At 66.1% G+C, this 13,116-nt stretch carries 12 protein-coding genes and 1 pseudogene; 8 read left to right on the plus strand and 5 right to left on the minus strand.

From position 1 onward, the window contains the following. Positions 1-3: 3 nt before the first annotated feature. Positions 4-657 (minus strand): TetR/AcrR family transcriptional regulator, encoded by a 654-nt coding sequence (locus tag ACZK3W_RS09420; protein WP_006431024.1) that lies wholly within the window; start codon positions 655-657, stop codon positions 4-6. Between the two features lie 325 nt (positions 658-982). On the opposite strand from ACZK3W_RS09420, the gene ndk reads away from it, so the two are divergent. The 7 genes from ndk to der all read left to right on the plus strand — a co-directional run bounded on the left by ndk (position 983) and on the right by der (position 7,614). Then, positions 983-1,408 (plus strand): nucleoside-diphosphate kinase, encoded by a 426-nt coding sequence (gene ndk, locus ACZK3W_RS09425; protein ID WP_008265389.1) that lies wholly within the window; start codon positions 983-985, stop codon positions 1,406-1,408. 10 nt (positions 1,409-1,418) lie between these two features. Beyond that, a complete protein-coding gene (gene rlmN / locus ACZK3W_RS09430; protein ID WP_005409296.1) occupies positions 1,419-2,624 on the plus strand; it encodes a dual-specificity RNA methyltransferase RlmN in 1,206 nt (401 codons plus the stop codon). Continuing rightward, complete coding sequence (pilW, locus tag ACZK3W_RS09435; protein ID WP_478450682.1) at positions 2,611-3,396, plus strand: type IV pilus biogenesis/stability protein PilW; 786 nt, start codon at positions 2,611-2,613, stop codon at positions 3,394-3,396. The genes rlmN and pilW overlap by 14 nt, the downstream gene beginning before the upstream one ends. Positions 3,397-3,414: 18 nt before the next feature. Next, positions 3,415-4,287, plus strand: coding sequence for a RodZ domain-containing protein (locus tag ACZK3W_RS09440; protein WP_032130492.1), 873 nt, complete (start codon positions 3,415-3,417; stop codon positions 4,285-4,287). A 65-nt stretch (positions 4,288-4,352) separates the two neighbouring features. Continuing rightward, positions 4,353-4,991 (plus strand): YfgM family protein, encoded by a 639-nt coding sequence (locus ACZK3W_RS09445; protein WP_032130493.1) that lies wholly within the window; start codon positions 4,353-4,355, stop codon positions 4,989-4,991. Next, on the plus strand, positions 4,991-6,199 hold the full coding sequence (bamB, locus tag ACZK3W_RS09450) for an outer membrane protein assembly factor BamB (protein ID WP_478450683.1): 1,209 nt from the start codon (positions 4,991-4,993) through the stop codon (positions 6,197-6,199). The genes ACZK3W_RS09445 and bamB overlap by 1 nt, the downstream gene beginning before the upstream one ends. Before the next feature lie 17 nt (positions 6,200-6,216). After that, positions 6,217-7,614, plus strand: coding sequence for a ribosome biogenesis GTPase Der (gene der, locus ACZK3W_RS09455; RefSeq protein WP_049453247.1), 1,398 nt, complete (start codon positions 6,217-6,219; stop codon positions 7,612-7,614). 304 nt (positions 7,615-7,918) lie between these two features. On the opposite strand, the gene ACZK3W_RS09460 is transcribed toward der, so the two are convergent. From ACZK3W_RS09460 to ACZK3W_RS09475, 4 genes are all read right to left on the minus strand, one after another. After that, positions 7,919-9,037 (minus strand): amidase family protein, encoded by a 1,119-nt coding sequence (locus ACZK3W_RS09460; RefSeq protein ID WP_478450684.1) that lies wholly within the window; start codon positions 9,035-9,037, stop codon positions 7,919-7,921. Positions 9,038-9,275: 238 nt separating this feature from the next. Then, entirely contained in the window at positions 9,276-10,058 is a 783-nt protein-coding gene (locus ACZK3W_RS09465) for a lysine transporter LysE (RefSeq protein WP_478450685.1), read from the minus strand. A gap of 94 nt (positions 10,059-10,152) precedes the next feature. After that, positions 10,153-10,788 carry a LysE family translocator gene (locus ACZK3W_RS09470; protein ID WP_478450686.1) on the minus strand — a complete coding sequence of 212 codons (636 nt, stop codon included), beginning with the start codon at positions 10,786-10,788 and terminating at the stop codon, positions 10,153-10,155. A 74-nt stretch (positions 10,789-10,862) separates the two neighbouring features. Further along, positions 10,863-11,678 carry a helix-turn-helix domain-containing protein gene (locus ACZK3W_RS09475; protein WP_478450687.1) on the minus strand — a complete coding sequence of 272 codons (816 nt, stop codon included), beginning with the start codon at positions 11,676-11,678 and terminating at the stop codon, positions 10,863-10,865. An 89-nt stretch (positions 11,679-11,767) separates the two neighbouring features. On the opposite strand from ACZK3W_RS09475, the pseudogene moeB reads away from it, so the two are divergent. Then, positions 11,768-12,905, plus strand: a pseudogene (gene moeB, locus ACZK3W_RS09480) (molybdopterin-synthase adenylyltransferase MoeB). Positions 12,906-13,116 lie beyond the last annotated feature (211 nt).

Consider the following 13,116-nt stretch of genomic DNA (forward strand, 5'->3'; position numbering starts at 1 on the left):
GAATCAAGGGGAAGCGGGCAGGGCGCTGGCGCGAGCGGCGGCGCGGAACCCGGCTTCGGCGAAATGGATCAGTTCGTGGGCGGCATGGGCACGATGCGCCGCTTCGGTGACACCGGCGGGACGCTTGATCAGCCCGAAGTCGGCCATGGCATAGGTGAGCGAGCCGGCCAGGAAATCCAGGCGCCAGTACAGCTCTTCCTTGCTCAGGTCGGGTGCGCATTCGGCAATCGCCTTGCCGAACGCACGCAGCACGTGACCGTAGTGGTCGGACAGGAACTTGCGCAGGTTGTCGTTCTTCTCGGCGTAGGCGCGGGCGATCACGCGCACGAAGGCGCCGCCGTTCTGGCGGTCCTGGGCCAGCGCCAGTGCCGGCTCGACGAAGGCGGCCAGCACCGGGCGCAGCTGCCCGGGGTGTTCGCTGCGGGCGCGCTCGAGCTGCGCCAGGCGCGCGCCGGTCATCTCGTCCATGCGGCGGCGGAACACCTCGTTGACCAGGTTTTCCTTGGAGCCGAAGTGGTAGTTGACCGCAGCGATGTTGACGTCGGCCTGGCTGGTCACCTGGCGCAGCGAAGTGCCGGCGAAGCCGTGCTGTGCGAACAGCTCCTCGGCCGCGCCGAGGATCCGGTCCTTGGTCGAGAAGTGGGCGGGTTTGGCCATCGGCGGGCGGACCTTAATCAAACGATTGTTTGATACTAGGACCAGACGGTAGCGTATGGCATTTTGCAGTGCAGCAAAAATGCCCGGACCGGTCAGATTTCACTCAGGTGGGTGAATGGGCGCAAAGGGTAGTGCCGGCCGCTGGCCGGCAACCGCAGGCAGCCCGTGGGGCGCCAGCCTGCCGGCCAGCGGCCGGCACTACCACCCTGCCGCTTTATCTTTTACAATTCGCCTACGTTTATCAGGCTAAGCCCGCGTCCCGACGCGGGTTTTTTTCATGTTACCCTTCGGGCCATCAGCGGCCCGATTCCATTGGAGACATCCCATGGCGCTGGAGCGCACCCTTTCGATCATCAAGCCGGACGCCGTTGCCAAGAACGTCATCGGCGAAATCTACGCCCGCTTCGAGAAGGCCGGCCTGAAGGTCGTGGCCGCCAAGTACAAGCAGCTGTCGCGCCGTGAAGCCGAAGGCTTCTACGCCGTGCACCGCGAGCGTCCGTTCTTCAACGCGCTGGTCGAGTTCATGATCTCCGGCCCGGTGATGATCCAGGCCCTGGAAGGCGAGAACGCCGTCCTGGCCCACCGCGACCTGCTGGGCGCCACCAACCCGAAGGAAGCCGCTGCGGGCACCATCCGCGCCGACTTCGCCGAATCCATCGATGCCAACGCCGCCCACGGCTCGGACTCGGTCGAGAATGCCGCGATTGAAATCGCCTACTTCTTCGCCGCCACCGAAGTCGTTTCGCGCTGAGAGTAATGCCGTGAACGAGGTCGTACAGTCCCCCGCCATCCAGCCGCTGCCGAAGTCGGCACCCACGGCTGGCAAGCAGAACCTGCTCGACCTCGATCGCGCGGGCCTGGAGAAGTTTTTCGTCGAGGTTCTCGGCGAGAAGAAGTTCCGTGCCCATCAGGTGATGAAGTGGATCCACCATCGCTACGTCACCGATTTCGATGAAATGACCGACCTCGGCAAGGTCCTGCGCGCCAAGCTGCAGGCCCATGCCGAGGTGCTGGTTCCCAACATCGTGTTCGACAAGCCCTCCGCCGACGGCACCCACAAGTGGCTGCTGGCGATGGGCGTGGATGGCAAGAACGCCATCGAGACCGTGTACATCCCGGACAAGACCCGCGGCACGCTGTGCGTGTCCTCGCAGGTCGGTTGCGGCCTGAACTGCACGTTCTGCTCCACCGCCACCCAGGGCTTCAACCGCAATCTGACCACCGCCGAGATCATCGGCCAGGTGTGGGTTGCCGCACGCCACCTGGGCAACGTGCCGCACCAGATGCGCCGCCTCACCAACGTGGTGATGATGGGCATGGGCGAGCCGCTGATGAATTTCGACAACGTCGTGCGCGCCATGAGCGTGATGCGCGACGACCTGGGCTACGGCCTGGCCAACAAGCGCGTGACCCTGTCGACCTCCGGCCTGGTGCCGCAGATCGACCGCCTGTCTGCCGAAAGCGACGTGTCGCTGGCGGTGTCGCTGCATGCGCCGAACGACGCGCTGCGCGAGACCCTGGTGCCGCTCAACAAGAAGTATCCGATCGCCGAGCTGATGGCCTCGTGCGCACGCTACCTGCGCGCCAACAAGCGCCGCGAATCGGTCACCTTCGAATACACCCTGATGAAGGGCATCAACGACAAGCCCGAGCATGCCCGCGAGCTGGCCCGCCTGATGCGCCAGTTCGACAACGCGGTGCAGGCCAAGGATTCGGGCAAGGTCAACCTGATTCCGTTCAACCCGTTCCCGGGCACCCGCTACGAGCGTTCGGAAGAAGCGCACATCCGTGCCTTCCAGAAGATCCTGCTCGACAGCAACGTGCTGACCATGGTCCGCCGCACCCGTGGCGACGACATCGACGCCGCCTGCGGCCAGCTCAAGGGCCAGGTGATGGACCGCACCCGCCGCCAGGCGGAGTTCAACAAGACGCTGCAGGCGGGGAAGGGGAGCGATGCCGCGGCCTGACCGCCTCTGGCTGGTTCTGTTCGCAGGCATGCTGGCCGTTGCGGTCGGCGGCTGCAAATCCCATCCCAAGGCCAAGCTGGGCCCCAGCGAGGCGCCGGTCTACTCGGTCCGTGATCCGGACAGCGTGCGGCGCCAGGTGCGCCTGCAGGACCTGCTGGCCCTGGCCGCCCGCGACATGCAGGTGGGCAACCTCGATGCGGCCGAGCGCAAGGCGCGCGAGGCGCTGAAGCTGGCCCCCGAGTCGCCCGATGCGCTGGTGCTGCTGGCCGGCATCGACGAGCGTCGTGGCCGCACCCAGCAGGCTGGCGAGAGCTTCCGCAGGGCTGCCGAGCAGGCGCCGCAGCGCGGGGACATTCTCAACAATTACGGCGCGTGGCTGTGCCAGCAGGGCCGGCCGGCCGAGTCGCTGGTCTGGTTCGATGGTGCGCTGCAGGCGCCGGGCTACGCCACGCCGGCCGAGTCCCAGGCCAATGCCGGGGGCTGTGCGCTGGACGCCGGCCAGTTCGAACGTGCCGAGCGCGACCTGCGTGCGGCGCTGGCAACGCTGCCGGGAAACCCGGTCGCGCTGGAGGCGATGGCCCAGCTCAGCTTCCGCCAGGGGCGCTTCATGGAGGCCCGGGCCTTCGCCGAACGTAGGATTGCGGCTGCACCCGCAACGCGTTCCGTGTTACAACTTGCGTCTCAAATCGAAGCGCGGCTGGGAGATCGGGCGGCATCTGACCGCTATCTTCAGCGCATTCGACAGGAATTTCCGCAGGAAGCGGGCTCCTAACTCCAGGGTTGATGCATTGTGATTGATGACCAGACTGTGAGCGCTCTCGAGACTGCGGCCGGCTGCGGCAGCCGCCTGCGCCAGGCCCGCGAGGCGGCCGGACTGACCCTCGAAGATGTCGGCTCGCGCCTGCGCATGCCGGTCCAGGTGGTCAAGTCGCTGGAAGAGGAACAATGGCAGAAGCTGGGCGCGCCGGTGTTCGTGCGCGGCCAGCTGCGCAGCTACGCGCGCCTGCTGGACGTGGATGTGAGCCAGCTGCTGGAGCAGGCCCAGGTCGGCCCGGTGGTTCCACCCACCCTGGTCAGCCATACCCACACCCCGCGTGCGCGCCGCATTGCCGAGAATCTCGGCCGTCGCGTGCTGTATGTCGGTATCACCGCGGTGCTGGCGGTGCCGGTGTGGTTCGCCACCCGTGGTCATTTTGATGGCAGTGCGACGCCGTCGCCGAACACCGCTTCGCTGGACGCGATCCCGGCCGCTGTGCCGGTGACCCCGTCTGCCGCCGGCGTCGAGCCGGCCGCCGTGGCTGACGTGGCGAGCGCCCCGGCCAGCAAGCCGGCCGCCACCCCGTACGTAGCCTCGCTGGCCCCGGTGCCGCGTTCAGCCCCGGCACCAGCGGCTGCCGCCAACACGCTGGACATGCAGTTCAGCGGCGACAGCTGGGTCGATATCGGCGGCCCGGACGGCGCTACCGTCGAGAAGGCGCTGATCAAATCCGGCGAGAGCCGCAGCTTCACGCCGGGCCAGGTGACCCGGGTGACCTTGGGCAACGCCTCGGCGGTCCAGGTTCAGCAGAACGGCGCTATCGTCGATCTGACCCCCTACCAGCGAGCCAACGTGGCACGCTTTCAGGTATCCTCTGAAGGCTCCGTAGTCCCGGTTTCGCACTGAGGCGCGGTTTCACCACCTTCGATTAATCCCAATGGTCCCTCCCGATGGGCGGGGCGAGAGTACGCATGGCGATCGACGATCTGCTCGACGAGCACGAACAAAGTGAACGCGTCCGCAGCTGGCTGCGGAAGAATGGCGCCAGCATCCTCGGTGGCGTAGTCATCGCCATCGGTGCCATTGCCGGCTGGCAGTGGTACCAGAAGGATCAGGGCGGCAAGCTGGCCTCGGCCAATGTCGAGTACCAGAAGGCGCTCGTTGGCCTGCAGCAGAACAAGCTCGACGACGCCTCCAAGGCGGTCAAGGCGCTCGAAGCCGGCCCGTCCAGCATCTACGGCGACCTCGCGGCGCTGCAGCTGGCCAAGGCCCAGGTCGACGCCGGCAAGAACGAAGAAGCCCTGGCCACTCTGCGCGGCGTGAAGGTCGAAGGTGACCTGCAGCGCGTGGTCGACCAGCGTGTGGCCCGCCTGCTGGTGGCCACCGGCAAGAGTGACGAGGCGATCAAGCTGCTGGGCAGCGCCACCGACAGCAGCAGCCTGGAAATCCATGGCGACGCGCTGATGGCGCAGGGCAAGCGTGATGACGCCCGAGGCCAGTACGAGAAAGCGCTGAAGTCGCTGGACGTGGCAGCGCCGCAGCGGCGCCTGCTGGAAACCAAGGTTATGGACGCCGGCGGCACCGTTGCCGCCCCTGCGGAGTCGGTTTGATGAGTCAGAAGGTCATGATCACCCGCGTCGCCACCGTGCTCCTGATGGGCATGGCCCTGACCGGCTGCAGCACCGTGAAGGGCTGGTTCGCCGGCAAGGACGCGGCCGCGAAGAAGGCACAGGAACCGGCTGAGCTGGTCAAGTTCGAGCCGACCGTGAAGGTCAACAAGGCCTGGTCGGTCAACCTCGGCAAGGGCGAGCGCCGCATCGGCGTGCGCCAGGGCCCGGCCGTGGCCAACGGCCACGTGTTCGCTGCGGCACTCACCGGTGGCGTGCACGCCATCGACCTGCAGACCGGCAAGAAGGTCTGGACCTGGGAGCCGAAGAAAAAAAAGAAGAAGGCCAAGCTGCGCCTGTCCGGCGGCCCGGGGGTCGGTGAGAACCTGGTCGTGATCGGCACGCTCGATGGCCAGGTCATCGCCCTGGACATCAACGACGGCAGCGAGAAGTGGCGCGCCCGTGTTCCGGGTGAAGTCATCGCCGCGCCGGCCATCGCCCAGGGCGCGGTCTACGTGCGCAGCAATGACGGCCGCATCACCGCATTCGATGCCGGCAACGGCACCCAGAAGTGGTTCAACCCGAGCGAGCTGCCGGCGCTGACCGTGCGTGGCAACGCGCCGGTGGTGACCGGCCCGGGCGTGCTGTTCATCGGCAAGGACGAGGGCGCGGTTGCCGCCCTGGCCCAGCAGGATGGCCGCACCCTGTGGGAACAGAATGTGGGCAACGGTGAAGGCCGTACCGAGCTGGAGCGCATGGCCGATGTCGACGGTGCGCCGGTGCTGGATGGCAACACCCTGTTCGTGAGCAGCTTCAAGAACCAGACGATGGCCATCGAAGGTCCGACCGGTCGCCCGCTGTGGGCGCGCGACCATGGCGGTGCCGGTGGCGTGGCGGTCTCGTCTGGCAATGTGTTCGTCACCGACAACAAGGGCGGCGTGTTCGGCCTGGACAAGGCCAGCGGCGCGGCGATGTGGTCGCAGACCGCACTGGCCCGTCGCTCGCTGACCGGCCCGGCACTGCACGGCGACTACGTCGTGGTCGGCGACTACAAGGGATACGTGCACTGGCTGCAGACCTCCGATGGTGCGATGGCGGCACGGGCAAAGAGCGGCGGTGACGCCCTGCTGGCCCAGCCAATCGTCGTAGACGGGGTGCTGCTGGTGCAGAACGTTGATGGCAAGCTGACCGCCTTCCGGTTGGCAAATTAAAAATTGGAGTAATCGCGATGCTGCCTTTGGTCGCCCTGGTTGGACGGCCGAATGTCGGCAAGTCGACTATTTTCAATGCGCTTACGCGCACCCGTGACGCGCTGGTCCATGACCAGCCCGGCGTCACCCGCGACCGCAACTACGGTGTCTGCCGTCTGGACGAGGACAATCATTTCCTCGTCGTCGACACCGGCGGTATCGCGGAAGAAGAAGAGGGTCTGGCAGGGGCTACCACCCGCCAGGCCCGTGCCGCTGCGGCGGAAGCCGACCTGATCCTGTTCGTGGTCGATGCCCGTGAGGGTACCTCGGCGATGGACGACGAGATCCTGGCCTGGCTGCGCAAGCTGTCGCGCCCGACGCTGCTGCTGATCAACAAGATCGACGGCACCGACGAGGACACCGTGCGTTCGGAATTTGCCCGTTACGGCTTCGGCGAGATGCTGACCGTGTCGGCCGCGCATCGCCAGGGTCTGGACGACCTGCTGGACGAAGTGGTCCAGCGCCTGCCGGAAGAAGGCAGCGGCGAAGAGCTGGACAACGATCCGAACCGCATCCGCATCGCCTTCGTCGGCCGCCCGAACGTGGGCAAGTCGACCCTGGTCAACCGCATCCTCGGCGAGGAGCGCATGATCGCCTCCGACGTGCCGGGCACCACCCGCGACTCGATCGCAGTGGACCTGGAGCGTGATGGCCGCGAGTACCGCCTGATCGACACTGCCGGCCTGCGCCGTCGTTCGCGCGTGGACGAGGTCGTCGAGAAGTTCTCGGTGGTCAAGACCATGCAGTCGATCGAGCAGTGCCAGGTGGCCGTGCTGATGCTCGACGCCACCGAAGGCGTGACCGACCAGGACGCCACCGTGCTCGGTGCCGTGCTCGACGCCGGCCGCGCGCTGGTGATCGCCATCAACAAGTGGGATGGCCTGACCGAGTACCAGCGCGAGCAGGCTGAAACCATGCTGTCGCTGAAGCTGGGCTTCGTGCCGTGGGCCGAGTCGGTGCGCATCTCGGCCAAGCATGGCTCGGGCCTGCGTGAGCTGTTCCGCGCGGTGCACCGCGCGCACGAATCGGCGAACAAGACCTTCACCACCAGCGAAGTGAACAAGGCGCTGGAAGTGGCGTACGAGACCAACCCGCCGCCGACCATCCGCGGCCATGTCTCCAAGCTGCGCTACGTGCACCCGGCCGGCGCCAACCCGCCCACCTTCATCGTGCACGGTACGCGCCTGAAGGAGCTGCAGGAATCGTACAAGCGCTACCTGGAGAACTTCTTCCGCAAGCGCTTCAAGCTGATCGGCACGCCAGTGAGCTTCATCTTCCGCGAGGGTACCAACCCGTACGAGGGCAAGAAGAACGTCCTCACCGAGCGGCAGGTCAAGGCCAAGCGGCGCTTGATGAAGCACGTGAAGGGCAAGTGATGCAGAGAAAGGCGGCCGCAGGGCCACCTTTTTCGTTGTGGTAGTGCCGGCCGCTGGCCGGCAACCCCCGTGTTCGCAGATACCGGTCGACGCGGTCCGGCGCCCCGTGCCCGACAATGCGGCCATGAGCATCGAAGAGATTCCCCCGCGCAGGCGCGTGAGCGCCTGGCCTGAGGCGCTGTGCTGATTGATGTGCGCTGGGCGGTCGCTGGGGGACCTACCTCGATGTGGAACTCGACGAGGGGACCTTTCAGCGACGGGATTTGGGCATGGACGCTTCCTTAGGGCCAGGACTGGATTCGACTTATGCAATTCCTTCTGTCATCTGCCTGGCTGAGGCCAGCACGAATTCATCCTGATAATGACCAGCGGCAACAGAGAGTCCAACCGGGCAATTGTCGACAGTCAGCAACGGCATGGAAATCTCGGGCAGCCGCGCGACACCGGAAAAGGCGGTGATCGCCATTGTCCTATCGTAGAAGTCCAGCACGGCTTCCAGCGTCGTCAGCGATCCCTTGAGAGGGGCAATGACAGGCGTCGTGGGGAAGCAGATGACGGTTCCGGGCATGAGGAAAGCATTGATCCTCTCGAAGAACCATTCGCAGCGGGTGATGCTGTCGAGTGCGGTAAGCCGGTCGAACGATTGCACATTTCCATACGCCATGGAGAAGGCAAAGCCAAGCTCGGGCTTGTGTGTTTCGATCCAGCTGCCAACCGTGCTCTGGAATTCGGCCGTCTGCAGATTCCGAAGCGCCTTCACATTGCAATCGACTAGCGGAACGTCCGCGCCGACGATCTGCGAGAAGCGGACTGTCTCCGGCTCGATGCCTGTGCGGGTGGCGATCGCCTGCAAGGCGGCCTCCGCCTGGTTTCTCACTGCTTCGTCAGCAATGTCCAGCGCATCGGCGAGGACCAGGATACGTCGCAGCGGCGCCGGCTGGCTTGAGCTGCTGCGCAGCAAAACCCGTGTCGCTGCATCAAGCAGGTTCAATGATGCGGCAACGACGCCCACCGTGCTGACGCTCGGCATGAAGGGCAGCACGCCGGCTTCGGAAATCCGATGCAGGGATGGGCGCATGCCCCAAATACCGCACAGGCTCGCAGGAACACGGATTGAGCCGCCCGAATCGGTGCCGATGGAGAAATCGGCCACGCCATTGGCGACCGACGCTGCCGATCCACTTGAAGAGCCGCCGGGAATGCGATCTGGAGCCCTGGCATTCACCGGCGTGCCGAAGAACTGGCTTTCGCCGTCGAGGCTATACGTGAATTCGTCCGCGACGACCTTACCCACGCAGCGCGCGCCCGCAGCCAATACCTGATCGACGCAAAGCGCATTGAGCTTCGGCGCAGGATGCCTGGCCCGCCAAGCGGGGCTGCCATAGGAGGTCTTATGACCCGCCAGATCGATATTGTCCTTCACCGTGAAGGTTGTTCCCTCCAAAGGCCCTGCTCCAAGCGGTGCTATGTCGGTCCTTTCGACGATCGAGCCGGACGGATCATCAGGGCAACTACTGTGCATGCTCATCTCGTGGTCGGTTCTGAAGCGTTGTGGCGATTGTCCGTGCGAACATCGGCCTAATAGTATGAAACCCGAACCCTGCTGTTGCGGGCGCGCTGGGCGTGCCAGCCAGGCATGGGTTTGGTTCTCGATGTCTCGATCATGGCGGACTGCTGCGACGAGCGCGGCAATGCGGCAACGCGCATGGCATGCCCCGGCCGCGCCGCGATGTTGAAGCAGGTTGCACCTGGCTTGTGGCGGGGATCGATTCCGGCATCTGCACCTGCCCCGTGATGCTTGCCCAGACCAGGGTCGTACCCAGTGCACCTGCCAGGTACGCCACCGACACCGCCCCGATCAGCAGGCCCGCGGCATGCTCCAGCCATGGAAGCAATCGGCAACACCCCTGTGCCCTGCGCGGATGGCTGCCGAGCCACGCCATCAGCAGGCCGAGCGACAGCGCGACGCCGCTCAGGCCGGCCACGTACGCGGCCTGGGTGCCCGTGTCGGCAACGAGGCCGGTAATCAGGGCTGCAATCGCGAACTGCAGCATCCAGTTGCTGGTGCTGGCGAGCGCCAACAGGCATCCAGCCTCGGCGTGCGGCCAACGGGAGCGGGCCCTCAGGCCCCAGGGCATCTGCAGGGAAAGCGGAGAGAGGGTGGTCAGCCCGGCATCGCGCAGGCACATGCCCGCCAGGCGCAGCAGCAGGAGGCAGCCCGCGCACTGCATCGCCAGCGTCCACAGGCCGCGGTTTCCCAGCATGCCCGCTGCAACGAAAGCCGTCGCACAGATGACGCCCGTACCGATGGCGATACCGAACGACGCGGCCATGGCGGCGTGCCCGCCCGTGCCCATCGCGGTGCGCAGGATCTTCGCGTGATGCGAAGCAGGCAGGAGCATGGCGAAGCCGTACAGCACCGCGACGATGAAGAACTGCTGCACGTAAACCTGCCACTGACCTACAGAAAGTGCAGAGTGTGGGCGGGTGTGAACGCGCGGTATTGAACGCCATTGCGACAGGCGCGAATCGCCGGCATCAGCCCACCCACAGCGACACGACGATCCATAGCGCCAGCGCAATCATCAGGAGCCCTGCGGCCCGCTCCAGCCAGGGCAGGGCGCGTGCGAACCGACGCAGCACCCACGGGTGGCCGACCAGCGCGGCTACCAGCAGATCCCATAGCAGGACGATGCCGAACATCCACGCGCCATAGAAGAACTTCGTTGCGGCGCTGGCCTGCGGGCCGTTGAGCATTGCCGCCAACGTTGCGTAGAACAGCGCATTCTTCGGGTTCAGCAGCGCAGACAGGGCGCCCAGCCCTGCCGCCTTCCACCATCCGTGGGCACCGCCCGCTCGCGATCCGGCGGCAGCGTCAGATGCCTGCAGCGTCGTCGAACCCGCATGGCGCAGGAACAGCGTGCCGAGGTACAGCAGGAACCCGCAGCCCGCCAACTGCGCCGCAATGAACCCTGCGCTATCTGCGCGCAGCATGGCCATTCCAGTGAAGGCGGCCACGATGAAGACGCCATTTCCGAGGGCGATGCCTGCGCAGGCGCCACTGGCGGTGCGCCAGCCAGAGGTGATCGCAGTGCGCGCAACAAGGAAGAAGTCGGGGCCGGGTGAGAGCAGGGCGAGAAAATGTACGGTGGCGATGACCAGGAACTGTTCCATCGGGTCCGGCGGCGGCTGGCGGGGGCGCCAGTCTGGGGATGTGCCGCGCGGTGGTATTGAACGTTATTGCAGGCTCAGCGCCGGTACTGGCCCGGGGTCGCACCGGCGTGGGCCTTGAAGACCCGCTGGAAATGGCTCTGGTCGGCGAACCCCAATGCATGCGCGACCACGGCCAGTGCCTGGCCTTCGCACAACCGTCGGCGAGCCTCCTGGATGCGCTGGTCGATCTGCCAGGCGTGTGGCGTCAGGCCCGTGGCACGTCGGAAGGCGCGGATCAGCTGGTAGCGGCTCATGCCTGCCAGCGATGCCAGTTCCTGCAGGGCCGGGGTGTGTTCGAGCCGCTGGCGCAGAATGTCCATCACCGGCTGCAGCCGCTGCTGTAATGCGGCATCTTCAGGTGGGCCGGCCACGGCTACACCATCGTGTTCATCCAGATCGCCGACGAACGCGATCAGGGCAGCTTCCTTGACGCTGACCGGATCGTCGGAGAACAGCGTCTGGTTGAGCTGGCAGTACTGCTGGTAGCGCAGGCGATGGCTGGAAATCCGGATCGGTTCCTGCTGCCAGTCGGGTTCGGGCAGGTCGTCATACTCGGCGCGGACTTCGGCCATCCAGCGCGCATCCAGATGCAGCATCTGGTAGCTCCAGACCTGGCCGGGCAGGGGGTTGCAGGCGTGCACGCGGCCTGCAGGTACGCCGACCAGGCTGCCAGGCTGCAGCAGGCGCGGTCCTTCCGCCGCGCCGGTGAACACGCTGTTGCCAGCGTCCACGGCGCCGATCGAGAAAGTGTCATGGCTGTGCGGGCGATGGCAGGCGCGACTGTCGCACGCCCGTCGGCTTTCGACGAAGGGCATGCGCGGGTCACGCCAGAATTCGGTGGCAGAGCGCATGCAGCGGTTCCGGGATGCAGGGAGCAACGCCCGCATGGTGCCATGTTCGGGGCAAGGCGCGTCGAGGGTGTCTGCGCGATAATGCGGCCATGAGCATCCAAGAGCTTTTCCCCCGCGCACGCACGTGAGCGCCTGGCCCATGGCGCCGTGTTGATCGATGTGCGCGAAGCGCATGAACGGGCCGGGGGCATGGCCGAGGGCGCGCGCGGCGTGGCCAAGGGCGAGCTGCAGGCCGACCCGGCCGCGCATCTGCCAAAGCACGACCAGGAGATCCTGCTGATCTGCCAGAGCGGCAAGCGCTCGGCCGATGCCGCGCAGTTCCTGCTGGAGGCTGGATATACCAATGTGGCTTCCGTGAGCGGCGGCACCGTGGCCTGGCGCGAGCAGTCGCTGCCGCTGGTGCAGCCGCTGGCCAGCGCCGCCGACCGCGACTTCTACGACCGCTATTCGCGCCACCTGCTGCTGCCGCAGGTGGGCGAGGCTGGCCAGCGTACGCTGCAGCAGTCGCGCGTGCTGGTGCTGGGGGCGGGCGGGCTGGGTGCGCCGGCTGGCTTCTATCTGGCCGCCGCCGGGGTAGGGCACCTGCGCTTCGCCGACCACGACCGCGTGGAGCGGAGCAACCTGCATCGGCAGATCGTGCATACCGAAGCCAGCGTCGGCCAGCTCAAGGTTGATTCCGCGCGCGAGCGGCTGCTGGCGTTGAATCCGTCGATCGAGGTCGAGGCCGTGCCGGAGCGGGTCACCTCCGAGAACGTGGATGCGCTGCTGGAGGGCGTGGATGTGGTGCTGGATGGGTCGGACAACTTCCCGCTGCGCTATCTGCTCAACGATGCCTGCATCAAGCAAGCCAAGCCGATGGTCTACGCCGCCATCGAGCGCTTTGACGGCCAGGTAAGCGTGTTTGACGCCGGCCGCCAGCGTGGCGTGGCGCCGTGCTACCGCTGTCTGTTTCCGGAGCCGCCGCCGCCGGAGTTCGCGCCGAACTGTTCCGAGGCCGGCGTGCTGGGTGTGCTGCCTGGCCTGGCCGGTGTGCTGCAGGCCACCGAGGTGCTGAAGCTGCTGCTGGGCATCGGCGAGCCGCTGGTCGGCCGCCTGCTGCGCTTTGATGCGCTTGGCATGCGCTTCCGCGAGACCGGCATCCGGCCGGACCCGCATTGCCCGGTGTGTGCGCCGGGCATGCCGTTCCCGGGGTATATCGATTACGCCGCGTTCTGCCGGGGCGGGTGAGGCTGGCCGGGGAATCATCAACGCATGGCGTGGATCTACTAATGCTTCGGTAGATCCACGCCATGCGTGGATGGATGTATCGGGTTTCGGGATGATGCTGGGGGTCGCTCCCTGCATCGTTCCACCTCCAAGACAATCCGGCGCAACATGCGTGCTATTGCCGTCATCGGCATTGCTCTATTGTTGAACCCGATTCTGGATCTTGGGGAAA

This window comes from Stenotrophomonas sp. 80084_Sma, assembly GCF_056481995.1.